The sequence below is a fragment of the Dactylosporangium sp. NPDC051087 genome (genome assembly GCF_055586325.1).
Map to the genome: position 1 here is coordinate 78,283 of NZ_JBVJIJ010000028.1, position 26,081 is coordinate 104,363.

At 73.3% G+C, this 26,081-nt stretch carries 26 protein-coding genes; 13 read left to right on the forward strand and 13 right to left on the reverse strand.

Annotated elements, in window-relative coordinates; translation table 11 throughout:
* Positions 1–49 precede the first annotated feature (49 nt).
* On the forward strand, positions 50–460 hold the full coding sequence (locus tag ACZ6TV_RS41905; RefSeq protein WP_465304725.1) for a hypothetical protein: 411 nt from the start codon (positions 50–52) through the stop codon (positions 458–460).
* Here the strand turns inward: ACZ6TV_RS41905 and ACZ6TV_RS41910 are convergent.
* From ACZ6TV_RS41910 to ACZ6TV_RS41920, 3 genes are read right to left on the reverse strand one after another with little or no spacing between them, the layout of a single operon-like run.
* Entirely contained in the window at positions 447–986 is a 540-nt protein-coding gene (locus ACZ6TV_RS41910; protein WP_465304727.1) for an RNA 2'-phosphotransferase, read from the reverse strand. The two genes, ACZ6TV_RS41905 and ACZ6TV_RS41910, sit on opposite strands and share 14 nt — an antisense overlap.
* A complete protein-coding gene (gene mhpA / locus ACZ6TV_RS41915) occupies positions 955–2,349 on the reverse strand; it encodes a bifunctional 3-(3-hydroxy-phenyl)propionate/3-hydroxycinnamic acid hydroxylase MhpA (protein ID WP_465304729.1) in 1,395 nt (464 codons plus the stop codon). Before mhpA ends, ACZ6TV_RS41910 begins: the two co-directional genes overlap by 32 nt.
* 14 nt (positions 2,350–2,363) lie before the next feature.
* Positions 2,364–3,776, reverse strand: a complete 1,413-nt coding sequence (locus ACZ6TV_RS41920) for a cellulase family glycosylhydrolase (RefSeq protein ID WP_465304731.1) — start codon at positions 3,774–3,776, stop codon at positions 2,364–2,366.
* Between the two features lie 158 nt (positions 3,777–3,934).
* Between ACZ6TV_RS41920 and ACZ6TV_RS41925 the strand changes: the two genes are divergently transcribed.
* Entirely contained in the window at positions 3,935–4,429 is a 495-nt protein-coding gene (locus ACZ6TV_RS41925) for a YciE/YciF ferroxidase family protein (protein ID WP_465304733.1), read from the forward strand.
* Between the two features lie 52 nt (positions 4,430–4,481).
* Here ACZ6TV_RS41925 and ACZ6TV_RS41930 read toward each other — a convergent pair whose 3' ends face one another.
* Together ACZ6TV_RS41930 and ACZ6TV_RS41935 are read right to left on the reverse strand one after the other, a co-directional pair.
* The gene (locus ACZ6TV_RS41930; RefSeq protein WP_465304735.1) at positions 4,482–5,243 is read right to left on the reverse strand and encodes a S1 family peptidase; all 762 of its coding nucleotides are present in this window, start codon (positions 5,241–5,243) and stop codon (positions 4,482–4,484) included.
* 56 nt (positions 5,244–5,299) lie between these two features.
* Positions 5,300–6,073: a putative protein N(5)-glutamine methyltransferase gene (locus tag ACZ6TV_RS41935; RefSeq protein ID WP_465304737.1), complete on the reverse strand. Its 774-nt coding sequence runs from the start codon at positions 6,071–6,073 to the stop codon at positions 5,300–5,302.
* Between the two features lie 30 nt (positions 6,074–6,103).
* Between ACZ6TV_RS41935 and ACZ6TV_RS41940 the strand changes: the two genes are divergently transcribed.
* The 4 genes from ACZ6TV_RS41940 (at position 6,104) to ACZ6TV_RS41955 (ending at position 10,526) form a co-directional block, all read left to right on the forward strand.
* Positions 6,104–7,072 (forward strand): alcohol dehydrogenase catalytic domain-containing protein, encoded by a 969-nt coding sequence (locus tag ACZ6TV_RS41940; protein WP_465304739.1) that lies wholly within the window; start codon positions 6,104–6,106, stop codon positions 7,070–7,072.
* Between the two features lie 26 nt (positions 7,073–7,098).
* Positions 7,099–7,830: a class I SAM-dependent methyltransferase gene (locus ACZ6TV_RS41945; protein ID WP_465304741.1), complete on the forward strand. Its 732-nt coding sequence runs from the start codon at positions 7,099–7,101 to the stop codon at positions 7,828–7,830.
* Positions 7,831–7,869: 39 nt separating this feature from the next.
* Positions 7,870–9,381 (forward strand): hypothetical protein, encoded by a 1,512-nt coding sequence (locus tag ACZ6TV_RS41950; protein ID WP_465304743.1) that lies wholly within the window; start codon positions 7,870–7,872, stop codon positions 9,379–9,381.
* A gap of 131 nt (positions 9,382–9,512) precedes the next feature.
* A complete protein-coding gene (locus ACZ6TV_RS41955) occupies positions 9,513–10,526 on the forward strand; it encodes a hypothetical protein (RefSeq protein WP_465304745.1) in 1,014 nt (337 codons plus the stop codon).
* On the opposite strand, the gene ACZ6TV_RS41960 is transcribed toward ACZ6TV_RS41955, so the two are convergent.
* Together ACZ6TV_RS41960 and ACZ6TV_RS41965 are read right to left on the reverse strand one after the other, a co-directional pair.
* Positions 10,517–11,734, reverse strand: coding sequence for an MFS transporter (locus ACZ6TV_RS41960; protein ID WP_465304747.1), 1,218 nt, complete (start codon positions 11,732–11,734; stop codon positions 10,517–10,519). The two genes, ACZ6TV_RS41955 and ACZ6TV_RS41960, sit on opposite strands and share 10 nt — an antisense overlap.
* The gene (locus ACZ6TV_RS41965) at positions 11,731–13,077 is read right to left on the reverse strand and encodes an aminotransferase class III-fold pyridoxal phosphate-dependent enzyme (RefSeq protein WP_465304749.1); all 1,347 of its coding nucleotides are present in this window, start codon (positions 13,075–13,077) and stop codon (positions 11,731–11,733) included. The genes ACZ6TV_RS41960 and ACZ6TV_RS41965 overlap by 4 nt, the downstream gene beginning before the upstream one ends.
* A gap of 78 nt (positions 13,078–13,155) precedes the next feature.
* On the opposite strand from ACZ6TV_RS41965, the gene ACZ6TV_RS41970 reads away from it, so the two are divergent.
* Entirely contained in the window at positions 13,156–13,770 is a 615-nt protein-coding gene (locus tag ACZ6TV_RS41970; RefSeq protein ID WP_465304751.1) for a pyridoxamine 5'-phosphate oxidase family protein, read from the forward strand.
* Positions 13,771–13,799: 29 nt separating this feature from the next.
* Here ACZ6TV_RS41970 and ACZ6TV_RS41975 read toward each other — a convergent pair whose 3' ends face one another.
* Complete coding sequence (locus ACZ6TV_RS41975) at positions 13,800–15,659, reverse strand: M48 family metallopeptidase (protein ID WP_465304753.1); 1,860 nt, start codon at positions 15,657–15,659, stop codon at positions 13,800–13,802.
* A gap of 99 nt (positions 15,660–15,758) precedes the next feature.
* Between ACZ6TV_RS41975 and ACZ6TV_RS41980 the strand changes: the two genes are divergently transcribed.
* From ACZ6TV_RS41980 to ACZ6TV_RS42005, 6 genes are all read left to right on the forward strand, one after another.
* Complete coding sequence (locus ACZ6TV_RS41980) at positions 15,759–16,715, forward strand: hypothetical protein (RefSeq protein WP_465304755.1); 957 nt, start codon at positions 15,759–15,761, stop codon at positions 16,713–16,715.
* Between the two features lie 46 nt (positions 16,716–16,761).
* The gene (locus ACZ6TV_RS41985) at positions 16,762–18,051 is read left to right on the forward strand and encodes a sensor histidine kinase (protein WP_465304757.1); all 1,290 of its coding nucleotides are present in this window, start codon (positions 16,762–16,764) and stop codon (positions 18,049–18,051) included.
* Positions 18,003–18,638, forward strand: a complete 636-nt coding sequence (locus ACZ6TV_RS41990; protein ID WP_465304759.1) for a response regulator — start codon at positions 18,003–18,005, stop codon at positions 18,636–18,638. Before ACZ6TV_RS41985 ends, ACZ6TV_RS41990 begins: the two co-directional genes overlap by 49 nt.
* A gap of 54 nt (positions 18,639–18,692) precedes the next feature.
* Positions 18,693–19,181: a SigE family RNA polymerase sigma factor gene (locus tag ACZ6TV_RS41995; protein ID WP_465304761.1), complete on the forward strand. Its 489-nt coding sequence runs from the start codon at positions 18,693–18,695 to the stop codon at positions 19,179–19,181.
* Positions 19,182–19,299: 118 nt separating this feature from the next.
* Positions 19,300–20,574, forward strand: coding sequence for a WD40 repeat domain-containing protein (locus ACZ6TV_RS42000; RefSeq protein ID WP_465304763.1), 1,275 nt, complete (start codon positions 19,300–19,302; stop codon positions 20,572–20,574).
* A 30-nt stretch (positions 20,575–20,604) separates the two neighbouring features.
* Positions 20,605–21,501, forward strand: coding sequence for a PfkB family carbohydrate kinase (locus ACZ6TV_RS42005; protein WP_465304765.1), 897 nt, complete (start codon positions 20,605–20,607; stop codon positions 21,499–21,501).
* A 10-nt stretch (positions 21,502–21,511) separates the two neighbouring features.
* On the opposite strand, the gene ACZ6TV_RS42010 is transcribed toward ACZ6TV_RS42005, so the two are convergent.
* The 5 genes from ACZ6TV_RS42010 to ACZ6TV_RS42030 are packed head-to-tail and all read right to left on the reverse strand — an operon-like array spanning position 21,512 to position 26,078.
* Positions 21,512–22,648, reverse strand: coding sequence for an ABC transporter substrate-binding protein (locus ACZ6TV_RS42010; protein ID WP_465304767.1), 1,137 nt, complete (start codon positions 22,646–22,648; stop codon positions 21,512–21,514).
* Between the two features lie 19 nt (positions 22,649–22,667).
* Positions 22,668–23,426, reverse strand: coding sequence for an ABC transporter permease (locus ACZ6TV_RS42015; protein WP_465304769.1), 759 nt, complete (start codon positions 23,424–23,426; stop codon positions 22,668–22,670).
* Complete coding sequence (locus ACZ6TV_RS42020; RefSeq protein ID WP_465304771.1) at positions 23,423–24,181, reverse strand: ABC transporter ATP-binding protein; 759 nt, start codon at positions 24,179–24,181, stop codon at positions 23,423–23,425. The genes ACZ6TV_RS42015 and ACZ6TV_RS42020 overlap by 4 nt, the downstream gene beginning before the upstream one ends.
* The gene (locus tag ACZ6TV_RS42025; RefSeq protein ID WP_465304773.1) at positions 24,178–25,086 is read right to left on the reverse strand and encodes an ABC transporter permease; all 909 of its coding nucleotides are present in this window, start codon (positions 25,084–25,086) and stop codon (positions 24,178–24,180) included. The genes ACZ6TV_RS42020 and ACZ6TV_RS42025 overlap by 4 nt, the downstream gene beginning before the upstream one ends.
* Positions 25,083–26,078, reverse strand: a complete 996-nt coding sequence (locus ACZ6TV_RS42030; protein WP_465304775.1) for a TIGR03842 family LLM class F420-dependent oxidoreductase — start codon at positions 26,076–26,078, stop codon at positions 25,083–25,085. The genes ACZ6TV_RS42025 and ACZ6TV_RS42030 overlap by 4 nt, the downstream gene beginning before the upstream one ends.
* Between the last annotated feature and the right edge of the window lie 3 nt (positions 26,079–26,081).

The following is a 26,081-nucleotide window of genomic DNA, read 5'->3' on the forward strand; positions in this document are numbered from 1 at the left end:
CGGTGGGCCGGGATGTGACCTGGGACCGACCTACTGGTACAACGAGCGAGTGGCCGACGACGACTGGCAGACGCAGCGGGCCCGTGCGGTGGCGCATCACGGGGCCGAGCTCGACCGCCGCCGCGCCGCGGAGGCCGAGCAGGCGATGGCGCTCATCGAGCGGTTCGTCGCCGCGGCCCGGGCAAACAATCTGCAGGCCACGCCGTTGCGGGCCCGTTCCTACAACGGACGCTCCTACCGTACGCCCCTGCGCGGCTGGTACCTGAACAGTGATCGCAGCATAGCGGTGGGTGACGATGGCCGCTACTACTCGCTGCTGGTGCCGCCGAGCGCGACGGCGTGGCTGACGGGGGTGACCCCGCAGCCGGAGCGGCCGAGACTGATCGTCGGCGAGGGCGCCCGGGACGGCGAGTCGATCCCCCTCGCGCAGCTGCTCGACCTGAGGCTCAGCCGGCGATGAACGCGGGCGGCACCTCGTCGGTGAGCCACACCCCGTTGCCGGAGACGTAGAACAGGTGCCCGGCGCGGGCCATCTCCCCCGCGAGGACGGTGAGGACGGCGACGGCGCCGCCGCGGCGGGTGCCGACCCGGCGGGCGGTCGCGGTGTCGGGCGACAGGTGCACGTGGTGGCGGCCGCCGCGGTTGAGCCCGGTCGCCCGGATCGACGGCAGCGCCGCGGCGCCGGTGCCGTGGAAGAGCACCTCCGGCGGCTCCCGCGGGGTGAGGCCGAGGTCGACCGGGACCGAGTGACCCTGGTTGGCCCGGATGCGCTCGACCCCGTCGGGGCCGGTCAGCACCGCATACCGCTGCTTGTCGTTGCCGGCGACGACCTCGTCGAGGTCGGCCCGGGACACGCCCATGGCGGACAGGAACTCCTCGACCGGGACCCAGCCGCCCGGGTCGAGGGTCAGGCCGACCCGCGCGGGGTCGTGGCGCAGCGCCTTCGACATCCGCTTACTGAGCTTGACGAGCTGCTGATGGTCCATCGCCGTCCCATTCTCCGGCACGCCGCAACCGGGTTACGACCCGATCGGGCCGGATCAGCACCGCGCGCCGCCGCCCCATCCACCGCCGCAGCGCCCCGGTCGGGTCGAAGCCGGGCGTCACCGTGATCACCCGGGCGCCGCCGTGCTTCAGCACGACACCGGGCCGGGTGAGCACGGCCCAGCCGGGGCCGAGCGCCTCGTCCAGCGGCACCTCGCGCCCGCCGTCCACGACGACCGGCTGCGGGGCCAGCGGCCCGGCGCCCCGCAGCGGCGGGCTGGTCGAGCGCAGGGCCAGGCCCTTCAGGCCCGGGAGCCGCCAGACGGCGCCGAGCACGATCCTGCGCACCGCCGCCGCCCGGTCCTGTCCCCCGGTCATCGCCCAGCCGGCGACGACGGCGAGCCGGATCTGCGCCTTCGCGTGCGGTTTGCGTTCGCGCTCGTACGAGTCGAGCAGCGCGGCGTCGCCGGACGCCAGCTTCCAGGCCAGGTTGTAGGCGTCGCGGAGCCCGGCGCCGAGGCCCTGGCCGATGAAGGGCGGCGTCTGGTGGGCCGCGTCGCCGAGGAGGAACACCATCCCCCGGCGCCACGTGGACGCGAGCCTGGCCCGGAACGTGTACTCGGCCTCCCGGACGACGGTCACGGGTGTCCCGGCGAGCCAGGGTGCGAGCAGCGCCGGCACGTCGACCGGGGGCTCGCCGTCGTGGAGGCGGAACTCCCACCGGTACCGACGTGGCCCCAGCTGCATGAAGGTCGCCGCGCGGCGCGGGTCGCACACCTGGTGCACGCCGCCCCACGCGTCGAGGTCACGGCCGGTCACGCCGTCGACGACCAGCCACCGCTCCTCGAACCCCAGGTCCTCGAGCGAGGCCCCGATCGCCGACCGGACGGTGCTGTTGGCGCCGTCGCAGCCGAGCACGGCCGACGCGGCGATCGTCTCGCCGTCGTCGAGGGTGACGGAGGTCGAGGTGACGCCGGTGACCGTGACCCCGCCGCGGAAGGAGATCAGCGGCAGCGCGGCGACCCGGGCGCGCAGCAGCCGCTCCAGGTCGGGCTGGTCGAACATGTTGGCCTGCGGCCAGCCGTGCGGGCCCGGCGCGGGGTCGCGGCGGAACTCGGCCATGACCCGGTGCCGCCGGTCGAGCAGCCGCAGCCCGAGCCCGGGCCGGCTGACCCGGGCGAACTCGGCGGCGACCCCGAGCTCCTGGAGGATCCGCATGACCTCGTCGTCGACGTGGACGGCGCGCGGCAGCGGATACGGCGAGGGGTAGCGGTCCAGCAGCACGCAGGGCACGCCGCGCTGGGCGAGCAGGATCGCGGAGGCGGCACCGACAGGTCCCGCCCCCACGATCACCACAGGGTCCACGCGGCGAGGCTACGTCATGCGCACCGGGTCCCGTTGAGCGTGAACGCGGAAGGCGCGGTGTTCGTGCCGTTCCAGTTGGACAGGAAGCCGAAGCTCACGGTGCCGCCGGCGGGGATGCCGGCGGTGTAGCTGACGCTGGTCGCCGTGACGGCGGCGCCGGACTGGGCGTAGGTGGCGCCCCACGCCTGGGTGAGGACCTGGCCGTTGGCGTAGTTCCAGCCGAGCGTCCAGCCGTTGACCGCGCCGGTCCCGGTGTTCGTCACCTTCACCTCGCCCTGGAACCCGCCCGGCCACTGCCCGACGACGGCGTACGTGACCTTGCACGCGCCGGTGGGCTGCGGGGAGGTGGAGCGGGACGGTGACGGCGACACGGACCGTGACGGGGAGATCGACGCCGTCGGGGACGTCGTCCCGCCGTAGACGGCCGCCTCCTTCGAGGTGGCCTTGATGCCGTTGGCGCCGTTGAAGATGCGCTCACCCCAGCTGGTGAGCTGGGCGGGGTTGAACGCGGTCGCCATGTCGAGGTACTCGACGCCGCCGCCGTTGCCGCTCCACGACCAGCCGAGGTAGCCGATCCGCAGCGACTGGGCGGTCGCCATGATGGTGTCCTCGTCGGGGTTGCCGTCGGAGTGGTTGAAGCCGAACTCGCCCACGACGATCGGCAGCTTCGCGGTGACGAACCTGTTCAGGTAGTCGTTGATCTCCGCTGCGGTGTCGAACACGCCGTACATGTGGATCGAGAACACGGTGTTCTTCATCGGGTCGGCGGCGAACACCCCGGCCGCGTTGTCGCGCATGGTGAACGACCAGTCCTGGCCCCAGTTGGGCGCGTCGACCATGATGGTGTGCTCGAACCCGTTGCTGCGCAGGCGCTTGATCGCGTTGCTCGTGTCGGTGGCCCAGTTGGCGACGGTGGCGGCGTTGTTGCCGAAGGGCTCGTTGCCGATGTTCACGATGATGTACTTCTCCTGGCCCTGCAGCGCGCTCTTGACGCTGAGCCAGTAGTCGACGGCCTTGTCGAGGGTGACGGCGCCGCTCTGCTCGCCGTAGCCGGTGGTGTCGTGCGCCTCCAGGACGCAGATGAGCCGGTTGGCCTTGCACAGCGACACGACGTTGGCGACGTCGGCGGTGTCGTTCTTCGTCCAGCGGTCGCCGGTGGCGAGCACGACCCGGACGCTGTTCGCGCCGAGCGCCTTCACGTTGGCGAACGTGCTGGTCTGCGTGGGGTACCAGGTGTGCGCGTGGCTGACGCCGCGCATGACGAACTCGGCGCCGGTGGCGTCGTACAGGCGGCCGTTGCTGACGGTGAAGCCGGTCGCCGCCGACGCCGGCTGCACGGCGACGAGCACCGACACCGCGACCGCCAGCGAGACCGCCAGCACGGTCGCCAGCACCGGGGCCGCCGCGAGGGTGATCCGCGTCCTCATGATGGGTTGCCTCCTAGGGGTTGGCGGCAACATATGAAGCGCTTCAGTAACCGTCAACGATGTCAGGTCCGCGGCGCAGGTCGGGCGCCGGGACGGTGTGAAAGTTGCAGCGCCGGGTAGCTGCGCCCCGTCCGGAACCTCCAGTCAGGAGAATCCCCATGACCATCGACAACCCGTCGGACCTGTTCCTCTACGAGCTGTCCGGCATGTACGACGCCGAGCGCAAGAGCAACCACCTCGTCGGTGAGATCCTCGGCCGGGCCGAGCACAGCCCGCTCGCCCAGATCCTGCGCGCCCAGCAGCAGCAGGGGCAGCAGAAGATCCAGAACATCGAGACGTGCTTCGCGATGATGGAGATGGAGCCGGCCGAGGTGCCGTGCTCGACGCTCGACGGGATGCGCGCGGAGTTCCAGGCGTTCGTCGGGCAGCGGCCGTCCACCGAGGCGATGGAGATCTACGCGGTGGACGCGGAGACGAAGCTCGCCCACTTCGGCATCGCCGGCTACCGCGGGCTGATCGACAAGGCGCTGCTCATGGGTGAGATGCAGTGCGCGCAGATCCTGCAGACCAACCTGGTGCAGAAGCAGGAGAACGCGGGCACGTTCGAGCGGATCAGCCACGAGCTCGGCCAGCGCGTGGCCATGCAGGTGTGAGCGTCGGAAAAAGCCGGAGGGGGCCCCGACATCGGGCCCCCTCCGGTGCCTGTCATCCGCCGAGGCTGGCCGCCGCGGAGGCGATGGCGGAGGCGAAGGTGCTCACCTGGCTGTAGACGCCCGGGTAGTTCGGGCGGGCGCAGCCGTTGCCCCAGCTGACGATGCCGACCTGGATCCAGGCGTTGGCGGCGTTGCGGCGGAACATCGGGCCGCCCGAGTCACCCTGGCAGGTGTCGGTGCCGCCGGCCGCGTACCCGGCGCAGATCTCGTCGTTCGGGATCAGGTCGGGGTACGAGTTGTCGCAGGTCGAGTCCGGCACGAACGGCACGGTCGCCTTGAGCAGGTACCGCTGCTGCGCGCCGCCCTCACGCGCCGCGCCCCACCCGGCGACGGTGAAGGTGCCGGTGTCGTACGTGGTGTTCGTCGCGATCGGCAGCGTGGCGAGGCCGCTCACCGGCGAGGCGAGCCGGATCAGCGCCCAGTCCTTGCCGTTGCCGTTGTACCCGGGGGCCCGGTACACGTAGTTCGACCTCACCTGCACCCGGCCGCTCGTCGACTGCAGGTCGACCACGCCGAGCGTCGCGGTGATGCTGGTGTTCGTGCCGGTCCCGCCGACGCAGTGGGCGGCGGTGAGGACCAGTCGCGGGCTGTACAGCGCGCCGCCGCAGCCCATCGAGAGCCGCACCATGAACGGGAACTCGCCCTGGGCCGCGCGAGTGCCGCCGACGACGTCCTGCTGGGCGTGTGCCACGCCCGGCAGGACACCGAGGGCGGCGATGACGGCGGTCAGGACCGCCAGAACCCTTCTTACCATCCGGAGCCTCCCCAACGAGTGGATGATGGGGAGGATGATATCCATCGATTCGATACCTATGGATATATCGTCCGGCTCATACTGCCGACCACGATGCTGGTCTCCGACTCGGCGTCGGTGACGGTGCGGGGCGTCAGCCCGGCGGCGCGCAGGACCTCGTGCGCGGCGTCCAGCTGGGCGTCGCCGGCCTCGGTCAGCAGCCGCCCGCCGTCCGCCAGCCAGCGCGGCGCCTGCGCGGCGAGCCGCCGCAGCACGTCGAGGCCGTCACCGCCGCCGTCCAGCGCCGCCCGCTTCTCGTGCACCCGGAACTCCTCGGGGAGGAACGCGATCTCACCGGTCGGCACGTAGGGCACGTTCGCCAGGAGCACGTCGACCGTCCCCAGCAGGTCCTCCGGCAGCGCGTCGAAGAGGTCGCCCTCGTAGACCCGCGCGCCGGGGAGGTTCCGCCGCGCACAGGCGACCGCGGCCGGGTCGATGTCGGCCGCGACGAGCCGGACGCCCTCCTTGCCGCGCACGGCGGTCGCCCCGACGGCGCCGGTGCCGCAGCACAGGTCGAGCACCGTCTGTCCACTGTGGATCATCTCGCGGGCGGTGACGGCGAGCAGCTCGGTCCGGTGGCGCGGGATGAAGACCCCCTCGGCGATGCCGAACCGGGCACCCGCGAACGACGCCCACCCGACGAGATACTCCACGGGATGCCCCAGCACCCGCCGCTCGACGAGCTCGTCCAGGACGGCCCCGTCGCCGGCGGCGGCCTCGGTGAGCAGCGCCGCCTCGTCCTCGGCGAACACGCATCCCGCCGCGCGCAGGCGGTCGATCACAGTGGGCACGCCGCACTGTAGCCGTTGCTACGCTGACGTGTGCGCGCGGTTGTGCTGTCCGGCCCGGGGCCGGTCGAGAATCTGCGGGTCGTCGAGCTGCCGACGCCGTCGCCGCCACCCGGCTGGGTGCGGATCCGGGTGATGGCGTTCGGGCTCAACCGGTCCGAGCTGCACACCCGCCTCGGCTACGCCTCCGGGGTCACCTTCCCGCGCGTGCCGGGCATCGAGGCGACCGGGGTCGTGGACGACCCGGGCACCTCGTCGCTGCGGCCCGGGCAGCAGGTGGCGACGATGATGGGCGGGATGGGCCGCACCTTCGACGGCGGCTACGCCGAATACACGGTCGTGCCCGCCGCGCAGGTCATCCCGTTCGCGTCCGAACTGCCGTGGGAGACGCTCGGCGCCGTGCCGGAGACGCTGCAGACGGCGTACGGTTCGCTGACCACCGGCCTGGACCTGCGCGCCGGCCAGACGCTGCTGATCCGCGGCGGCACGTCGTCGGTGGGCCTCGCGGCGGCCGCGCTCGCCCGCGAGCTCGGCGCGACCGTGCTGTCCACGACCCGCTCCGCGGACCGCTTCGCGGCGCTGTCGGCGGTCGGGGTCGACCACCCGCTGGTCGACGACGGCTCGGTCGCCGCGCGGGTCAGGGCGCTGTTCCCGGCCGGCGTCGACGCCGCCCTCGAGCTGGTCGGCACCCCCACGCTGCCGGACACGCTCGCCGCGACACGGGTGCACGGGACCGTCTGCTTCACCGGGATGCTGTCCAACGAGTGGCTGGTCCGGGACTTCTACCCGATCGGCTACCTGCCCGCCGGGGTGCGGCTGACCGCGTACGGCGGCGAGGCGCACGACCTGCCGGCCCCGGTGCTGCAGCACCACCTGGACCGTATCGCCGCCGGCGCGGTGACGCTCGGCCCGGTCCACGCCTACGCGCTTGCCGACATCCGCGCCGCGCACACGGACCTGGAGCTGGGCACGAAGGTCGGCAAGCTCGTGGGACTGCCGTAGATCGCCCGCTTCGCTACTGTCGGCGGGTGCCTCCGACGTACGAGAACCTCATCGCCGACGCACTCGCCGAGCCCGCCACCGGCTGGGACTTCGGCTTCCTCCGCGACCGGACGCGGGGCGGCGACCCGTCGTGGTCCTATCCGGACCTCGCCCGCGACCTGCTCGCCCGGTCCTCGTCGGTGCTCGACGTCGACACCGGCGGCGGCGAGCTCCTCGCGTCGCTGTCCCCCCTTCCGCCGCGGGCCGTCGCGACCGAACGCTGGCAACCGAACGTCGCCGTCGCCACCGCCCGGCTCGCCCCGCTCGGCGTCACCGTCATCACCGGCGAGGCGCCCACGGGCTTCGACCTGGTCCTCAACCGGCACGGCCACCTCGACGCCGCCGACGCCGCCCGGGTCCTGCGCCCCGGCGGGACCCTGCTCACCCAGCAGGTCGGCGGCGAGGACTGCACGGACCTCAACGCCATGCTGGGCGCGCCGGCCGGCCCTCCGCCGCGACGCTGGGACGCGCCGGCCGCGGGCGCCGCGCTGACCGCCGCCGGGTTCACGCTCCAGGACGTCCGCGAGGAACACCCGGCCCTGACCTTCACCGACGTCGGCGCGCTCGTCTTCCACCTGCGCATGGTCTCGTGGCAGATCCCCGGCTTCACCCCGGAGCGCTACGACGCCGCGCTGCGCCGCCTGCACGCCGCGGGCCCGATCGTCGTGCACACCCACCGCTTCCTGATCCGCGCGGTCCGGTGCGCCGATTCCGCCTGAGCGAGGGGAACCGGGACGGCGGCGGGGGCGTGTACCGGTGTGGACATTCGACGAAGGACAGTGCTCGGTGCGGCGGCGGTCGCCGCGGCCGGGGCCGGGATCGGGCCGGGGACGGCGTCCGCGGCCGGGACCGCCGGGCTGACCGTGCGGGCCGTCGGGCGGGACGGCCGCCCGGGCCGGGGTTTTCTGGAGGTGATCCGGACCGACCGGCCCGGTGAGCCCGTGGGGTTGCCGTTCGAGGAGAGCGTGACCGTGCCGGTCGAGCGGGGGACGTACCTCGTCGTGGTCGAGGTGCGGGAGGCCGGGGTCCGGACCTGGCTCGTGCAGCCGGAGGTGCGCGTCGACGCGGCCGTGGTCGTGACCGCCGACGCGCGGGCCGCCGGACCGGTCGCGGTCACCGTGCCGCACGCCGGAGCGGTGCCGGAGCTGCTCGAGGTCGGGTACCGGATGCCGGTGCGCGGCGGGGCGGCGTACGCGAGCGCGTTCGTGGTGCGCGGGGACCTGCGCGGGGTGTTCTTCGGCGGGCTCGGCGCCGCGGCCGACGGGTTCCGGGCCATGCTCGCGGTCACCATGACCGGGCCCGGGGCGGGCTATTTCCTGGCCTGGACGGTGTACGGCCGGCTGCCCGCCGGACTGACCCGCACCCTGCGCGAGGGGCAGCTGGCGACGGTCCGGAACCGGTTCGGGCGCAGGACACCCGGCGGGACGGGGACGACGTTCACGACGCCGCGGACGCCCGGCGGGGGTGGGGCGTTCGCCGCGGGGCTGGCGCTCGGGGCGCTCCCGGCGGCGCGGGACGACCACTACAACGTCGACGCGGGCGGGGTGACGTGGCGCACGACGTTCGAGGAACACGACGGCGAGGAGCCGGCCGGTGCGCTGTCCGGACCGGCGGTCGCGTTCCGGGCGCCCGGCACGAGCGACGTCACCTGGAACGCGGGGGTCGCCGGGCCGAGCGTCGAGGCGCAGGACCTGCCGGAGCAATGGGTGTCACGCAACGGGGACACGCTCGTCGTCGCGGCACGGCTGTCCGGGGACGGCGCCGGGCATCCGGGGACCTCGGCCTACCGCAGCGCGCGGATCGCCGTGCACCGCGACGGTGTCCTGGTCGCCACGGCCGGCGCGGTGGAGGGCGTGTTCGAGGTGCCGCCGGAGCCCGGCCTGTACCGCCTCGAACTGCGCGCCGAGTCGGCCGTGACCGGGAGCGTCGTCGAGGTGGCGTGGACGTTCCGGTCCGGGCACGTGCCGGGGACCGGCTGGCGGCGGATGCCGCTGCGGGCCGTGTCCTTCAACCCGCCGCTGCGCCCCGATGGCACGGCACCCGCCGGGACGGTGTTCCGCATCCCGTACCGGATGACGACCCAGGCGGCGACGGTGGTCCGGCCGGGCGTGGAGGTGTCCTACGACGACGGGCGCGCGTGGTTCCCGGCGCCGGTGACGGGCACGCACGCCGCCGTCGCGCATCCCGGCGGGCGCGGCCGGGTGTCGCTGAGGGCCAGGGCGGAGGGGCTCGAGCAGACGATCCTGCGCGCGTACCCGTTCGGGCCCTGACGGTTTGCAACCTGCCCGCATCTTGTGCGCAACGCGAATACCCCTCACCCTAAGTGCTCGCACAACTTCGGAGAGTGTCATCCGTTTGGCTGGTCCGCAACGGAGCGGGCCTGGGATGGGGGTACGTCGACATGAACACATGGGTGATGCGCGGGCTGGTGACGGCCGGGATCGCGGGCGGGTTGTGGCTGCTCGGGTCCGGTCCGGCCGCGGCGTCGGAGATCGACCTCAAGCTCGGCGGCGGTGGCACGCCGGGCGGCGGCGGCAACGTGCTGTCGCTGACCGTCGGGGGCATCTCGGCCGACGTCGGCGTCAACGGGGGCGCGACGCAGGCCGGTGGCAACGCCGCGTCGATCGACGTCAAGGTCAAGGTGGGCGGCGGCGCCGGCGGCTCCGGTACGGGCGGCGGAACTGGCGCCCCGGCGGGCGGATCGGCGGGCGGATCGGCGGGCGGATCGGCGGGCGGGTCCACGGGTGGATCCGGCGGCGCGGCGCTCGGGGTCGTGGTCCAGGTCGGCGGCGCGACCGGCGCAGGCGGCGGTGCCGGCAGCGGGGGCGGCTCGGGCAGTTCGGGTGGCTCCGGCACCTCAGGCGGCTCCGGAACTTCGGGCGGTTCGGGAACGAACAGCGGGTCGGGGACGAGCAACGGGTCTGGGGCGAACAGCGGGTCTGGGGCGAACAGCGGGTCTGGGGCGAACAGCGGGTCTGGGGCGACCAGCGGGTCGCGCGCCGGGGCCACCGTGACAGCGGGCGCAACGGTGCCCGGGCTCATGACCGTCGGCACCGCGGTGTCCGTCGGCACAGGCACGAACACCGGCACAGGCGCGAACACCGGCACAAGCGGGAGCACGGGCACAGGCGCGAACACCGGCACAGGCACAGGCGTCGGCACAGGCACAGGCGTCGGCACCGGCACCGGCACCGGCACCGGCAGCGGTGGCGGTACCGGAGCCGCGGCCGGAAACGGGTCGGCCGGTGGCGCGACCGGCGGCAGCGCGGGCGACCCGGCGGCCGCTGCCGATGTCCGCGCCGAGGCGGGACGGCTGCCCGTGACCGGCGCGCCGCTGAGCCTGATGGCGATGATCGCGGTGCTGGTGACGGCGGTCGGGGTCGTGCTCGCCAGGCGCCGCCGCCGTCAGTCCTGAGCCGTCCGGCGGGCCCTGGCGAGGAACGGCAGGGCGCACGCGGACAGTCCTGCCGACACGAGGAACGAGGCCGGGTAGCCCCACACGTCGGCGACCCGGCCGAGCGCCGGCTGGGTGACGACGCCGCCGGTCGAGGCCATGAGCGAGTCGAAGGAGAGGATCGTGGCGCGCTGCCGGGAGGGGATGAGGCCGTTGACGTACGCCTGCCGCAGCGGCATCCCGGCCGAGCCCAGCAGCGCCCACACCACGATGAGGGTGAGCGCCGCCCAGAACTGCCCGGCGAGCCCGAGCGCGGCGAGCGCGACGACGCCGGCCGCCTCCAGGGCGAGGTACGCGGTGAGCCGGTGCCGGAACAGCCGCCCGACCCGTCCGGCGAGGAGCCCGCCGGCGATCTGCGCGCCGGCGACCGCGGCGGCCGCGATCCCGGCGATCCCGTAGGCGGTGTCGTCGCGGTACAGGTCGAGCAGGTGCGGCTGCAGGGCGTAGAACACGTAGACGCCGACGCCGCCGGTGAAGGGGGCGGCGAGCATGAGGAGCCTGACCTGCCGGACCCGCCAGCCGTACTCGACGGAGTCGGCGGCGATCCGGCGCATCCGCCGCGCGGGCGGCAGGCTCCGGTCCGGGGTGAACCCCAGGTCCCGCATGAGGACGGCGGCGGCGGCGAACATCAGCGCGTAGACGCCCGCGCGGACGAGGAACGGCACCCCGAGGTTCGTCAGCTGGGCGAGGTACCCACCGGCGACGGACCCGGCGAGCATGGCGACGCCGCCGACGACCTGCCCGCGGGCGAACACCGCCTCGAGGGGCCCGGTGTCGCCGGTCGCGGCGAGGGCGTCGACGAGCCACGCCTCGACCGCGCCGGAGAAGAACGTGAAGCCGAGGCCGAGCAGCAGCGACACGGCCGCCCACGGCGGGAACGGCGCGCGCAGCTGCCACAGCCACACGTACAGGCCGGTGGCGGCGGCGAGCGTCACGGTCCCGAGCAGGAACGACGCCCGCCGCCCCCACAGGTCGGCGACGATGCCGGTCGGCACCTCGAACAGGACCATCCCGGCGGTGAAGCACGCGTTCGCCGTGAACGCCGCCAGGTTGGACAGGCCCGCGTCGAGCAGGAAGATCGTGTTGATCCCCCAGATGAGCGACCCGGCGAGGGTGTTGCCCGCGGTGAGCAGGTAGTAGGTGTTCCTGACGACCCTGGCGGGGCTCACGCCACGTGCGCGTCGGCCGCGTCGAGGGCGTCGTCGATCGCGTCGATGCCCTGCAGCAGCTCCTCCTCGCTGATGACCAGCGGCGGCACGACGTGCAGCCGGTTGAAGTGCGTGAAGGGCCAGACACCGCGGGCCTTGCAGGCCGCGACGACGTCGGCCATCGGCTTCGCGGCGGCGCCGGACGCGTTGTAGGGCACCAGCATCTCGCGGGTGTCGCGGTCGCGGACCAGCTCGATCGCCCAGAACAGGCCGAGGCCGCGGACCTCGCCGACCGACGGGTGCCGGTCGCGCAGCTTCTCCAGGCGCGGGCCGACCACCCGCTCGCCGAGGTCCTTGACCCGCTCGGGGATCCGCTCGTCGCGCATCACCTCGATGGTGGCGACGGCGGCGGCGCAGGCGAGGGGATGGCCGGAGTACGTGAGCCCGCCGGGGAACGGCCGCTCGGCGAACGTGTCATACACCTTGTCGCCGAGGATGACCCCGCCGAGCGGCACGTAGCCGGAGTTGACGCCCTTCGCGAACGTGATCAGGTCCGGCACCACGCCCCAGTGGTCGGCGGCGAACCATTCCCCGCACCGGCCGAACCCGCTCATCACCTCGTCGCAGATGAGCAGCACGCCGTGCCGGTCGCACAGCTCGCGGACCCCGGCGAGGTATCCGGGCGGCGGCACCAGGATCCCGTTGGTCCCGACGACCGACTCCAGGATCACCGCGGCGATCGTGCCCGGCCCCTCGAACGTGAACACCTCCTCGAGGTGCGCCAGCGCCCGCTGGGTCTCCTGCTCGGCGCTGTCCGAGTGGAAGGAGGAGCGGTAGGGGTACGGGCCGAAGAAGCGCACGACGCCCGGCATCGCGGGCTCGTTGGCCCAGCGGCGCGGGTCGCCGGTCAGCGTGATCGATCCGGTGGTGGCGCCGTGGTACGACCGGTAGGCGGCCAGGATCTTGTGCCGGCCGGTCGTCAGCCGGGCCATCTTCACCGCGTGCTCGTTGGCCTCGGTGCCGCCGTTGGTGAAGAACACGTGCGACAGGTCGCCGGGCGCCACCTCGGCGATGAGCCGCGCCGCCTCGCTGCGGGTCGGGTTGGCGAAGCTCGGCGCGATCGTGCACAGCTGCGCCGCCTGCTCCTGGATCGCGGCGACGACCCGGGGATGCTGATGCCCCAGGTTGAGGTTCACCAGCTGCGAGGAGAAGTCGAGATAGCGCGTGCCGGCGGCGTCCCAGAAGGTGCTGCCGAGGCCGCCGGTGACGACGACCGGGTCCAGCGCCCGCTGCGCCGACCAGGAGTGGAAGACGTGCGCGCGGTCGTCACGGTAGGCGTCCGCTTCGGAGGTGTGTCCGGTCATGAGCCGACGCTAATCGCACACGTCCGGCCGTACAATATCTTCACTGTTACAGCTTGTTACCCGCCATATGCTGGGATCATGCAGATCACGTCGATCGCCGAGCTGGAGGCACTCGTCGGGCCGCCGATGCCCAAGGCGGTGACCAAGGAGCGCGGCGCGCTCGTCCAGGCCGACCGCGACTGGCTGGCGCTGTCCCCCTTCGTCCTCGTCGCCACCGCCGACGCCGACGGCAACTGCGACGTCTCGCCCAAGGGCGACCCGCCCGGCTTCACGCACGTCATCGACGATCGTACGATCGCGATCCCCGAACGGCCGGGCAACCGCCGCGTCGACGGCTTCCGCAACATCCTGGCCAACCCGCACGTCGGGCTGATCTTCCTCGTTCCCGGCCGCCGCGAGACCCTGCGCGTCAACGGCCGCGCCCGCCTGCTGACCGACGCACCCTGGTTCCCCACCATGGTCGTCGAGGGCCACCGGCCGGTCCTCGCCCTGGTCGTCGACATCGACACCATCTTCTTCCACTGCCAGAAGTCGCTGATGCGCTCGCAGCTGTGGAAGCCCTCGACCTGGACCCCCGACGCCCTGCCGTCCCACGCCAGGATCGTCAAGACCGTCCACGGCGCGGCGGAGACGGTCGAGGAGCTCGAGGCGTACTACGCCGAGGACACCTACGGCCGCCGCCTCTACACCTGAGCCGGCGACGGGACCCGCCCCGCCGGGTGTCAGGTGGTGGCGGCCCGCATGGCCTCGGTGAAGACGGTCTCGCCGTTGGCGTGTTCCTCGCTCTGGGGGCCGTTGCGCAGCTCCATGACGGTGCCGTCGTGGAGGGTGATCGTCCAGCGGAAGCGGAGCTTCGTGGTGCGCTCGGCGGTGGCGATCTCCTCGAACGGGATGAAGCGGCTGCCCGGGGTCGCGGCGAGCTGCCCGGCGTCACCGTCGGTGAGCCAGTGCCGCATACGGTAGCGGGCCATCCCCGTCTTGTACCGCGGCATCCCCGGCATCAGCAGCAGGCCGTGGCTGAGGATGAGCACGTCGGCGCGGGAGCCGTCGACGATGGCCGTGGTGATGCCGGCCAGGATGCCGGCGTGTTCGGTGCCGACCCGGCGGCGGACGTGGCGGGCGGTGGTGACGTCGACGCCGCGGGTGTGCAGCTGCTGGCGGGCGGCGGACACGGTCGCCTGGTCGCAGGCGAGGTCGGCGGCCTCGGACAGGTCGAGCCGGGCACCGGACAGGTCGAGGAGCCGGGCCGGGCCGGTCCAGGAGTGCTGCCAGCGGGCGACGCCCGAGCGGACCGCGGCCAGCCGGAGCAGGGTCGCGAGCGGCGCCGCGAAGCGGGTACGGGCCTCGCGGCGGGTCGCGTCGGGGAAGAGCGGGCCGGCGAGCTCGTCGATGCGGCCGGCGGCGATGAGGTCCAGCACGGCGCCGACGTCCGGCACGGGGTGGCCGACGGCGCGGCTGAACGAGCGCAGCATCGTGTCGGACTGTTCCTGCAGGTCGGCGGTGTGGCTGGCGGTGAGGAACTCGTCCCACGGCAGGACGACCGTGCCGCCGGTCTGCATGGTGCGGGCCTGCAGGGCGCGGCCGGCGGCGCCGAGGTCGGTGACGAGCCCGGCCGCCGGTGTCTGGTCGATGAGGTTCGGCGACTCGGGCGCGGCCATGATGGCGTCGACCCGGACGGACAGCGGCGGGTGCGTGTCCCACCGGTCCGCCGGGCGGGGCACCGTGAACAGCGCGGCACGCAGGGCCGTGACCTCCTCGACGCGGGCCCGCAGCAGCTGCGGGAACCCGCCGAACACGTCGTCGGGCAGGTAGCCGGCGGCGAGGCCGGGTTGGACGACGGAGGTGAGGTAGTGGCTGTACACGTGGTCGAGGACCTCGACCTCGCGCAGCGCGCCCACGGCCTGGACCCGGCCCGCGACGCGGACGGCGGCGAGGTCCGCCTCGAGCTCCTGGCGGCGGCTGACCTTGTTGTGCACGAGCATGAACAGCAGGGCGTAGCCGCGGAAGACCCAGCCGGCGACGTTGCTCGTGCTGATGTGGCCGATCGTGCGGGCGAGGGCGACACGGCCGCGGTAGGAGATCCCGGCGAAGCGGGTGTGCCGGCCGGAGTAGTGGCCGAGCTCGTGCGCGAGGACGAACCGCAGCTGCGCCACGGAGAGCGTCTGCAGCAGCGGCATCCCGATGTACAGGTGGCGGCGGCCGCCGATCAGGCCCATCAGGCGGGCCCGCTCGCTGACGGCGGCGTTGACCTCCGGTACCAGATGGATCTCGTCGGGAGCGCGGGTGCCGACGATCGCGGCCAGCTCCCGCACGGACTGCCAGAGCAGAGGCGCGTTCTGCGGGGTGAGGGCGATGCCCTGCGGGCCGGCGGCGTCGTCGCGCAGCGCCTTCCACGTGCCGTAGCCGACCGCCCACACGGTGCCGATGAAGACGGCGACGCCGATCTTCGTGCCGATGATGCCGGTGGTGATGCTCGCCACCCAGATGGCGAGGGCGAGGCCCGCGGCGAACTGCGCGAGCGCGAGGACGTAGAAGCCCGCGAGCATGACGAGCGACAAGAAGGCACGCGCTGCGACGGCCACCGGTGGTCCTTCCCCGTGTCACCACGGCGATAGCGTCCGCGGCGAACGGGACCCTATAGTTCGCAGGCGATCGACCGCAACGGGGGAAGGAACGTTTCGATGTGGCCATTCCGGCGAAGAGCTGCGACGAAGGTCGAGCGGCTGGAGCTCGACCCCGCGCAGGGCGACCCCGAGGCGACGCGGCTGATCGCGGCGGCGAAGCGGGGCGACTGGCAGGCGGCCGCGGAGACGTTGCGTGACGTCGAGCACCCCGACGTGCGGTACTTCTACTGCCGGACCCTCGGCGAGCACGCCGGCGACGGCGCCTGGCTCGACGAGTGGGTCCGCGCCGAGCCGAAGACGGCCACGCCGCTCACGGTGAAGGGGCTGCACGCGATCGACCTGGCCTGGCAGGCGCGCGGCAACGGCCGGGCCGCGACGGTCAGCGAAGAGGCGTTCAAGGTGTTCTTCCAGCGGTTGAAGGTCGCCGAGGACTGCCTCGACGACGCGACCGACGTCGACGGCGACGACGCCACGCCGTGGGTCGGCCTCGTCACGCTCGGCCGGGCCCGGCAGGTCGGGCTGGACGAGACCCGGCGGCGGTTCGACGAGGCGGTCCGCCGGTATCCGTGGCACCGCGACGCGCACTCGCACATGCTGCAGGCGCTGTGCCGCAAGTGGAGCGGCTCGCACGAGCTGATGCACGACTTCGCCGAGGACGCCGCCGCGCAGGCGCCGGCCGGGTCGCCGCTCGGGGTCCTCGTCGCCGACGCGCACATCGAGCACTGGCTGGACCTGCCCGAGGGCGAGGACGGCGAATACATGCGCAGCCCCGAGGTCGGTGAGCGGCTGCGGCTGGCCGCGGACCGGTCCGTGCGGCACAACCGCTACGAGCGGCGCCCCGGCTGGGCCGCCGCCGACAACGCGTTCGCGATGGCGTTCACGCTCAACGGGGACCGGCCGGCCGCCGCCGAACGCTTCGACGTGCTCGGCGACCGGGTGACCCGCTGGCCGTGGTCCTACCTGGCGACCCCCGACGTCGCGTTCACCAGGGCCCGGCAGACCGCCCGACAGTAGGGTTAAGCCCACTGACCCGGGCCCGCGCCGCCGCCAGAATGGCAGCATGAGGGTGAAGGCGTTCGTGCGCACCGGCGTCCTGGCGATCGGCCGGGTGGCGCTGCTCGGGCTGCTGTCGCCGCCGGTCAAGCTCGCCCTGCTGGTGCTGTCCGTGGTGTCGCTGGCGCTGACCGTGATCGGCCTGGGGCTGGTCCTGGCGCCGCTCGTCGCGATGCTGGTCCGCTCGTACGCGGACCTGCACCGGCGGGCCGCCCGCGCCTGGTCGTGGATCGACGTCCCCAGCCCGTACCGGCCGCTGCCGCCGGGCGCGTTCGTCGGGACGCCGCGGCGGTGGCTGTGGCTGGTCCGCGACCCGGCGACGTGGCGTGACCTGCTGTGGCTGCTCGCCGGGGCGCCCGTCGGGCTGCTGCTCGGCGTCGCCGGGCCGGTGCTGCTCGCCTACGGCCTGGAGGGGTTCCTCGCCATCCCCGTCATCATCGACGCCGCCACCGGCTGGTACGGCTACGGCGTCACCTGGCCGATCTCCGACGCCCTCGACATCCTCAGCGTCCCACCGCAGGGTGCCCTGGTCACCGCCGGTGCCCTGTACGCCGGCCCGTGGCTGCTGTGGGCGATGGCGCACTTCGACCGGCTGCTGCTCGCCCCGACCCGCGGCGCCGCCCTCGCCCGGCGGGTCGACCGGCTCACCGAGACCCGGACGCAGGTCGTCGACGCGCAGGCCGCGGAGCTGCGCCGGATCGAGCGGGACCTGCACGACGGCGCGCAGGCACGGATCGTGTCCCTCGCGATGAGCCTCGGCATGGCCGAGGACCTCGTCGCCCGCGACCCCGCCGCCGCGCAGGCGCTCATCGCGGAGGCGCGGGAGGCGAGCACGCTCGCGCTCGCCGAGCTGCGGCACCTGGTCCGCGGCATCCACCCGCCGGTCCTCGCCGAACGCGGCCTCGACGGCGGCATCCGCGCGCTCGCGCTGACCCTGCCGATCCCGGTGCGGGTGGACGCCGACCTCGACGGCCGGCCCGACGCGCCGGTCGAGGCGTGCGCGTACTTCGCGGTCGCCGAGGCGCTGGCGAACGTGGCGAAGCACGCGCACGCATCGACGGCCTGGGTATCGTTGACGCACCTCGGGGACGCGCTGTACATCACCGTCGGCGACGACGGCACCGGCGGCGCCGCACCGGGCGGTGGCTCCGGGCTGGCCGGTGTCGCGCGCCGTCTGGGAGCCTTCGACGGCAGCCTGCACGTCGACAGTCCCGCGGGCGGTCCCACCGTGCTGACCATGGAGCTGCCGTGCGCGTTGTCATCGCCGAGGACCTCGCCCTCCTCCGCGACGGGCTGATCCGACTCCTCACCTCCTACGGCTTCGAGGTCGTCGCGGCCGTCGACACCGGCGAGGCGCTGCACGAGGCGCTGCTGGCGCACCGGCCGGACGTGGCGGTCGTCGACGTGCGGCTGCCGCCCACCTTCACCGACGAGGGGCTGCGCGCCGCGATCGCCGCGAGGGCCGCGGTGCCGGGCCTGCCGGTGCTGGTGCTCTCCCAGCACGTGGAGCAGCTGTACGCCCGTGAGCTGCTCTCCGACCGCCGCGGCGGCGTCGGGTACCTGCTGAAGGACCGGGTCGCGACGGTCGGCGAGTTCGTCGACGCGGTCCGCCGGGTCGCCGGCGGCGGCACCGCCATGGACCCGGAGGTCGTCTCCCAGCTGCTCGCCCGCAGCACCCCGACGGCGGCGCTCACCCCGCGCGAGCGGGAGACCCTCGGGCTGATGGCGGAGGGCCGGTCCAACGCGGCGATCGCCGCCCGGCTGTTCGTCACCGACAAGGCCGTCGGCAAGCACATCAACAACATCTTCGCCAAGCTCGGCCTGCCCCAGTCGGAGGACGACAACCGCCGGGTCCTCGCGGTCCTCGCGTACCTGAACGCTTGACGGTTCCCTCCGCGGCGGCACCCCCGTGCGTCTGTCCCTGTGAAGGGGGGCACGGTGACGTTCGACGACTTCGTCCGGGGCGAGCTCGACGCGCTGACCCGGTCGGCGTACCTGCTGACCGGTGACCGCCAGGACGCCGAGGACCTCGTGCAGACGGTCCTGGCGAAGCTGGCGGTGCGCTGGCAGCGGATCGGCGACCCGGCCGCGTACGCCCGGCGGGTCCTCTACACGCAGTCGGTCAGCTGGTGGCGGCGGCGCGGGTCACGGGTCCCGGAGACACTGACCGGCGACCCTCCGGAGCGCCCCGCGCCACCCGGCGGCGAGCCGGAGCTGGCGATGGTGATGCGGCACGCCCTGGCCCGGCTGACCCCGAAACAGCGGGCGGTGCTGGTCCTGCGCTTCTACGAGGACTGCACCGAGGCGGAGACCGCGGCACGGCTCGGGGTGCGGGTCGGCACGGTGAAGAGCCAGACCCGGCACGCCCTGGACCGGCTGCGGATCCTGGCCCCCGAACTGACCACGGTCCTGGAGGTGGCGGCATGACCAGGCCGGAGCGCAGCGGAGGTGGCGGCATGACCAGGCCGGAGCGCAGCGGAGGGCTGGGCATCATCAGCGCAGTGTCTGGGTCAGGCCGACGCCGCAGCGCAGCGGAGGTGGCGGCATGACCGGCGTTCGTGAAGGGTTGCGGGCTCTCGCCGAACAGGCACCCCGCGGCACGCTGCCCGACGGGTTCTACAAGACCGTGCGGGCCCGGCACCGGGGCCGGCGGGCGGCGGCGCTCGCGGCGGTGGCGGTCCTGCTCGTCGTCGCCGGCGCCGGCTGGGGCGTCCGCGCCGGCGGTGGTCCGTCCGTGCCGGCCGGCGGCACCGGACCCGGCATCGCGACCGAACTGCCCGTGCCACCCTGGTACACCGGCGGCAGCGGCGATCTCGGGGTCACCGCCGCCGTCTACGGCGGCCCCGCGACGACCGGCGAATGGCAGGAGGGCCGCACCGCCGGCCTCAGCGCCGACGGCGAACGCTGCCGCGTCCTCACCGAACCCGTCTACCGCGTCCCCGGCTCCGAGCTCCTGCTGTCCCCCGACGGGACCCGGATCGCCCGCGACGGCACGGTCACGTCGCTCGTCACCGGCAGGCACACCCGGGTGCCGGGCACGGTGCGGGCCTTCTCACCCGACGGCACCCTCGTCGTGCACCAGGACGGCCCCACCGTCGGGCTCTTCGACCTGGCCCGCCGCACCGACATCACCCGCATCGACGTCGGCGACCGCTGGGTCGTGCCCGGCCTCGGCGCGGCCGTCACCCCCGCCAACGACCTCGTGGCGCTGATGCTCGGCACCACGACGGTGGTGTACGACGTCCGCACCGCCCGCCCGGTGACGACCCTGCCCGCGGACGCCGGTCTGCTGACCGGCCCCGGCGCCTGGCTGCCGGACGGCTCCGCGGTCGCCACCGCGAAACGCCTCGGCACCGGCGACGACTGGTCCATCCTGCTGCACTCCGGCACCCACGGCGGCGCCGTCCCCGGCCACCGGACCGCCCCGGTGACCGACGCCCGCTGGGTGCGCCTCCTCGGCTGGCGCCCCGACGGCACGGCCGTGGCGGTGGCCGGTACACCGGACAACGGCTGGGCACCCGTCGAGGAGATCCTCCAGCAGCCGGGCCCCCACGCGGCACCGGCGTCGGGCGGCGCCCGCGTCGTCGAGGCGACCCCGGAACAGACCCGGACCGTGCTGAGCACCCCGGCCGGCGTCGTCGACCTGGACGTCGCCGCAGACCTCGCCGTCGCCGGCGCCTTCCGCCCGCTCGACGACCCCGGCTACGGCGCCCGGTCGAACCCGGCCGTCTACCTCAGCAGCATGTGCCTCTTCGTCGGCGGCGCCATGCTCGCCGCTGCGCTCCTGCACCGGCGCCGCACAAAATCCCGCAGCGGGTGAAGCGGGGTGGTGCGGGGTAACGGTGGCGGCATGGGTGCGGTGGTGGTCGGGCAGCTGGCCCGCGATCTGGTCATGGTCATGGAGCGGCTGCCTGACGCCGGGGCGTCGGGGGCGGTCCGGGAGCGGCTCGAACAGCTCGGCGGGAAGGGCGCCAACCAGGCTGTCGGTCTGGTCCGGCACGGGGTCGCGACGGCGCTCGTCGCGGTGGCCGGGGACGATCCGGTCGGTGACGCGCTGCTCGCCCGGGCTGCCCTCGACGGTGTCGAGGTGGCGCACGTGGTGCGGCGGGCCGGGACGCCGACCGGGCTGATCGTCGAGGTGCTGGAGGGTGGGGGTCGCTGGCGTTACCTGGAGGACCTCCCGCAGGGGGTGCTGCTCACCGAGGCCGACGTCCGGGCCGCCGCCGATGTGCTGCGGGCGGCTGACGCTGTCCTCGTCCAGCTGCAGCAGCCGCTCGAAGCGGTCCGCGCGGCCGTGGAGCTCGCCGGTGGGCTCACCGTCCTCGACGGTGTGGTCACCGACCGGTCGCTGCTGGCCGGTGCCGACGTGCTGCGCGCCGACGCCCACGAGACGGCGCTCCTGCTCGGGGTCCCGGCGGACGAGCGGGCGATCCTCGACGCCGCGCCCGGGCTGCTGGACGCCGGCCCGCGTCTCCTGGCGTTCGCCCTGGACGAGGGCGGCGACCTGTTCGTCTGGCGGGGCGGCCACGAAACGACGTCCCAGGAAGGTGGCGGGCATGTGACGATCCCGCATCCCGGTGGGCGCGTCGTCGACACGACCGGTGCCGGCGACGCCCTCATTGCCGCGTTGACCGCCGCGCTGCTCGCCGGGGCGGCGCCGGGCGAGGCCGCGCGGGCGGCCGTGGCGGCCGCCGGGAGCGTCGTCGGACACCCCGGCGGCCGGCCGTCGATGGAAGTTTCAGCCTGACCGGCGAGGCCTACGCGCCGCCGGCTGTCAGGGTCACGGTCTGCGGGGCGAAGGACGTGCCGAGGACGTCGACCCCGGCGGTCTTCGCCGCGTCGATGGCCTTCTGCATGTAGTCGTTCGTGTAGGACAGGCCTTCGGGCTTCTTCTTCAGGACCGTGTCGCCGACCTGGTTCTTCGTGGTCATCGAGATCTCGACGGTCTGGTTCCAGGCGGCGTCGTCGATGAGCCCGACGCCCTTCGCGGCCGGCCACACGAGCTTGTTGACCTCGTTCATCTGCCACAGCTGGTGGCTCTTGCCGAGCTTGGAGCCCTTCGCGACGACCATGTCGCGGCATTCCTCGGGCTTGTCGCGGCAGTACGCCCAGCCTTTGATGGTGCCGGTGAGGAACTTGACCGTCTGCTCCTGGTAGGCCTTGTCGCCGAGCTTGTCGGTGTTGGCCCACACGGCGTCCTGCAGCATGGAGGTGCCGACGGTCTTCCAGTCGATGATGGCGAAGTCCTCGGCCTTGTACAGCGCGCCGGTGGCCGGGTTGGTCGCCTCCAGCAGCTGCGCGTACTCGTTGTAGGACATGGCCTGCGCGACGTCGATCTCCTTCTTCAGCAGCGCCTGCATGTCGAACTGCTGCTGCACGAGGGTGACGTCCTTGCCGGGGTCGAGGCCGGCCTTGGTCATGCCGGCGAAGAGCTCGAACTCGTTGCCGAAGCCCCAGTTGCCGACCTTCTTGCCCTTGAAGTCCGCCGGGGACTTGATGTTGCTGCTGGCGAACGCGACCTGGTAGGTGCCGGACCGGGCGAAGATCTGCCCGACGTCGGTGATCCCGGCGCCCTGTTCCCGGGACGCGAGCGCCTTCGGTACCCAGGCGACGGCGTAGTCGGCCTTGCCGGTGGCCAGGACGGTCTGCGGGACGATGTCGACGCCGCCCTCGATGAGCTGCACGTCCAGCCCTTGTTCCTTGTAGAAGCCCTTGTCGACGGCGGCGATGTAGCCGGCGAACTGGGCCTGGAAGAACCACTGCAGCTGCAGCTTCACGGTGGTGAGACCACCGGCACCGGTGGTTGTCGTCGTCGGTGTGTCGGCGGTGCCGCAGCCGGCCAGCAGGAGGCCGGCGACGGTGGCGACACTGATGAGGGACCTGGTTCTTCTCATGGGGGTTCCTCCGGGGAAGCTAGGAACGTGCTTTCCAGGGCGTTGCCAGACGCTCCAGCAGGAGCGTGGTCAGGTAGAAGACGAGGCCGAGGGCGCAGGCGCCGACCACGAACGCCCACGCTCGGGGATACGCGGTGAACGCGGCGGCGGAGGTGATCCGCGCCCCCAGCCCGTCCTGCAGGCCGCCGAAGTACTCGGCGACGACCGCGGCGATGACGGCGAGGGAGGACGCCTGCCGCAGTCCGGTGAACACGTAGGGCAGCGCGCCGGGCAGGCGCACCAGCCGGGCGTAGGTCCAGCTGCCCGCCGCGTAGCTGGCCATCAGCTCGCGGTGGGTCGGGTCGACCTCGCGCAGCCCGCGCAGCGTGTTGACGAAGACCGGGAAGAACACGATGATCCCGGCGACGAGCCGGCGCGGCAGGCTGCTGGTGGAGTCGAACATGTTGTTGAGGATCGGGGCGAGCGCGATGATCGGCAGCGCGTTGACCACGGCGGCGTAGGGCACGGCGACGTCGCTGAGCAGCTTCGACCGGCTGGTGGCGAGCGCGGCGAGGACCGCGACGACGGTGCCGCCGATGAGGCCGACGAGGGCGTTGGCGCCGCTGGCGAGGGCCGCGTCGGCGACGTTGCCGCGCTGCTCGACCAACTGCGCCCAGATCGCCGACGGGGCCGGCAGGATGAACGGCGCGACCCGTCCGGCCTTGACGATCAGCTCCCACAGCGCGAGGCCGAGGACGCCGACCAGCACCGGGGGCAGGACCGACCGGACGTGCCTCATGCCCGCAGCGCCTTGCGCACGGCGGTGACGTGTTCGAAGTAGGCAGGGGACTGCCTGGCCGCCTCGTCGCGGCCGGGCAGGTCGATGTCGACGGTCGCGGTGATCCTGCCGGGCCGCGCGGACATGACGACGACCTTGTCGGACAGGAACACCGCCTCGGAGATCGAGTGCGTGACGAAGACGGTGCTGGTGCCGGTCTTCGCGCAGATCTGCAGCAGCTCGGCCTGCAGCCGCTCCCTCGTCATCTCGTCCAGGGCACCGAACGGCTCGTCCATCAGCAGCAGCGGCGGGTGTACCGCCAGAGCCCGCGCGATCGCGACCCGCTGCTGCATGCCGCCGGACAGCTGGGCCGGGTAGTGGCCCGCGAAGTCGGCGAGACCGACCAGCGCGAGCATCTCCTCCGCCCGGGCCTTCCGCTCGGCCTTGGGCACCTTGCGCAGTTCGAGGGGCAGCTCGACGTTGCGCCGCACGGTGCGCCACTCGAAGAGGCCGGCCTGCTGGAAGGCGATGCCGTACTCCTGGTCGCGGCGGGCCTGCGCGGCCGGTTTCCCGGCGACGGTGACGGTGCCCGAGGTAGGGTCGATGAGGTCGGCGACGAGCCGCAGCAGGGTGCTCTTGCCGCACCCGGACGGCCCGATCAGCGACACGAACTGTCCACTGCCGACGGTGAGGTCCACATCGGACAGTGCGGTCACCTCGTCGGGGCGGCCCGCGTTGAACACCTTGCTGACGCCGGCGATCGACACGGCCGTCATATGACGTTCACCTCCACCCTGCGCCCGGTCCGGCCCGAGAGCTTCGCATCGTCGGCCCAGACCAGGCGACGCCGGTGCCGCATGAGGGGGAGCTCGAGGAGGCTGACGACGCCGGCGACGACGAGGCCGAGGACGGCGGCGCCGAGCATGGCGGTGTAGACCTTCGCGGGGTCAGAGGTGGCCTCCCTGGAGTATTCGATGACGAGCCGGCCGATCCCGCCGCGGGTGCCGGTGGAGATCTCGCCGACGACCGCGCCGACGACGGCGGCGGCACCGGCGAGGCGCAGCGCGGGGAACAGGAACGGCAGCGCGGCGGGCAGCCGCAGCTTGCCGTAGGTGCGCCACCAGCCGGCCGCGTAGCTGCGCATCAGCTCGACCCCGGCGTCCGACGGGGACTGCAGGCCGCGCAGCAGCCCGACGGCGACGGGGAAGAACGCGAGGTAGGCGGCGATGACGGCGACCGTCATCCAGTCCTGCCACGGGTAGGGGCCGAACGACAGCGCCCCGCTCCAGCCCGCGACGAGCGGGGCGAGGGCGACGAGCGGCACGGTCTGCGACAGCACGACGTACGGCAGCAGCCCCCGCTCCACGACCCGGAACCGTTGCATGAGCGTCGCGAGGACGAAGCCGATGGCCGTACCGGCGACGAAACCGACGGCGGTGACCCCCAGCGTGAACAGGCACGCGTCGGACACCACCTGCCAGACGGGCCGCCCGCCGGTGAGCTCCGGCCGGCCGAGCCGCTGCGCGACCGTCCACAGGTGCGGCATCGACAGGTCGTCGGCGCGGGGCAGCACCTTCACGCCGAGGACCGCGGTGCCCTCGGGGTCACCGACCGCCTTGTACCCCTCCCACAACAGGGCGAAGACGACCAGTCCCCCGAGAGCACCGAGGACCTTCCTCATGACAGCGCCGGGATGATCCGCTCGCCGTACGCCCGCAGCGTCGACTCCTTCGCGTCGTGCTGCAGGTACACGGCGAACTGGTCGACACCGAGGTCCTTGAGCTCGGCGAGGCGCTTCAGGTGCTCCTCGACCGGGCCCAGGATGCAGAACCGGTCGATGATCTCGTCGGGCACGAAGTCGGTGTGCGGGTTGCCGGCCCGGCCGTGCTCGGCGTAGTCGTAGCCCTTGCGGCCCTTGATGTAGTCGGTGAGGGCGGTCGGGACGGCGCCGGCGCTGCCGTACCGCTCGACGATGTCGGCGATGTGGTTGCCGACCATCCCGCCGAACCACCGGGTCTGGTCCCGCTGGTGGGCGAGATCGTCGCCGACGTACGCGGGTGCCGCGACGCAGAACTTGATCGCCGCCGGGTCGCGGCCGGCCTTCTCCGCCGCGTCCCGCACCGCCGTGATCATCCACGCGGCGATGTCGGGGTCGGCGAGCTGCAGGATGTACCCGTCGCCGACCTCGCCGGTGAGTGCGAGGGCTTTCGGCCCGTACGCGGCGACCCACACCTCGAGGCGGCTGTCCGGCGCCCACGCGAATTGCAGGTCCCGGTCGCGCAGGTGCACCTGCCGCCCGTTGCCGAGCTCCCGGATCACCTGCACGCATTCGCGCAGCTCGGCGAGGGTCGTCGGCCGGCTGCCGAGGACCCGCACGGCGGAGTCACCGCGGCCGATGCCGCAGACGGTGCGGTTGCCGTACATCTCGTTGAGGGTGGCGAACAGCGACGCGGTCACGGTCCAGTCGCGGGTGCCGGGGTTGGTGACCATCGGCCCCACGACCACCCGTTCGGTGTCGGCGAGGATCTTGCTGTAGATGACGAACGGCTCCTGCCACAGCACGTGCGAGTCGAACGTCCACACGTGGCTGAACCCGGCCGCCTCGGCCTGTTTCGCGAGCTCCACCACCTGCATCGCAGGCGGGTCACACTGGAGCACCACCCCTACGTCCATGCG

Bases quoted from the DNA above. Each gene is read 5' to 3' on its own strand.
- ACZ6TV_RS41910 (WP_465304727.1), bottom strand. From the start codon at position 986: ATGGACCATCAGCAGCTCGTCAAGCTCAGTAAGCGGATGTCGAAGGCG.
- ACZ6TV_RS41920 (WP_465304731.1), bottom strand. From the start codon at position 3,776: ATGAGGACGCGGATCACCCTCGCGGCGGCCCCGGTGCTGGCGACCGTG.
- ACZ6TV_RS41925 (WP_465304733.1), top strand. From the start codon at position 3,935: ATGACCATCGACAACCCGTCGGACCTGTTCCTCTACGAGCTGTCCGGC.
- ACZ6TV_RS41930 (WP_465304735.1), bottom strand. From the start codon at position 5,243: ATGGTAAGAAGGGTTCTGGCGGTCCTGACCGCCGTCATCGCCGCCCTC.
- ACZ6TV_RS41955 (WP_465304745.1), top strand. From the start codon at position 9,513: ATGAACACATGGGTGATGCGCGGGCTGGTGACGGCCGGGATCGCGGGC.
- ACZ6TV_RS41965 (WP_465304749.1), bottom strand. From the start codon at position 13,077: ATGACCGGACACACCTCCGAAGCGGACGCCTACCGTGACGACCGCGCG.
- ACZ6TV_RS41970 (WP_465304751.1), top strand. From the start codon at position 13,156: ATGCAGATCACGTCGATCGCCGAGCTGGAGGCACTCGTCGGGCCGCCG.
- ACZ6TV_RS41980 (WP_465304755.1), top strand. From the start codon at position 15,759: ATGTGGCCATTCCGGCGAAGAGCTGCGACGAAGGTCGAGCGGCTGGAG.
- ACZ6TV_RS41985 (WP_465304757.1), top strand. From the start codon at position 16,762: ATGAGGGTGAAGGCGTTCGTGCGCACCGGCGTCCTGGCGATCGGCCGG.
- ACZ6TV_RS42000 (WP_465304763.1), top strand. From the start codon at position 19,300: ATGACCGGCGTTCGTGAAGGGTTGCGGGCTCTCGCCGAACAGGCACCC.
- ACZ6TV_RS42005 (WP_465304765.1), top strand. From the start codon at position 20,605: ATGGGTGCGGTGGTGGTCGGGCAGCTGGCCCGCGATCTGGTCATGGTC.
- ACZ6TV_RS42010 (WP_465304767.1), bottom strand. From the start codon at position 22,648: ATGAGAAGAACCAGGTCCCTCATCAGTGTCGCCACCGTCGCCGGCCTC.
- ACZ6TV_RS42015 (WP_465304769.1), bottom strand. From the start codon at position 23,426: ATGAGGCACGTCCGGTCGGTCCTGCCCCCGGTGCTGGTCGGCGTCCTC.
- ACZ6TV_RS42020 (WP_465304771.1), bottom strand. From the start codon at position 24,181: ATGACGGCCGTGTCGATCGCCGGCGTCAGCAAGGTGTTCAACGCGGGC.
- ACZ6TV_RS42025 (WP_465304773.1), bottom strand. From the start codon at position 25,086: ATGAGGAAGGTCCTCGGTGCTCTCGGGGGACTGGTCGTCTTCGCCCTG.
- ACZ6TV_RS42030 (WP_465304775.1), bottom strand. From the start codon at position 26,078: ATGGACGTAGGGGTGGTGCTCCAGTGTGACCCGCCTGCGATGCAGGTG.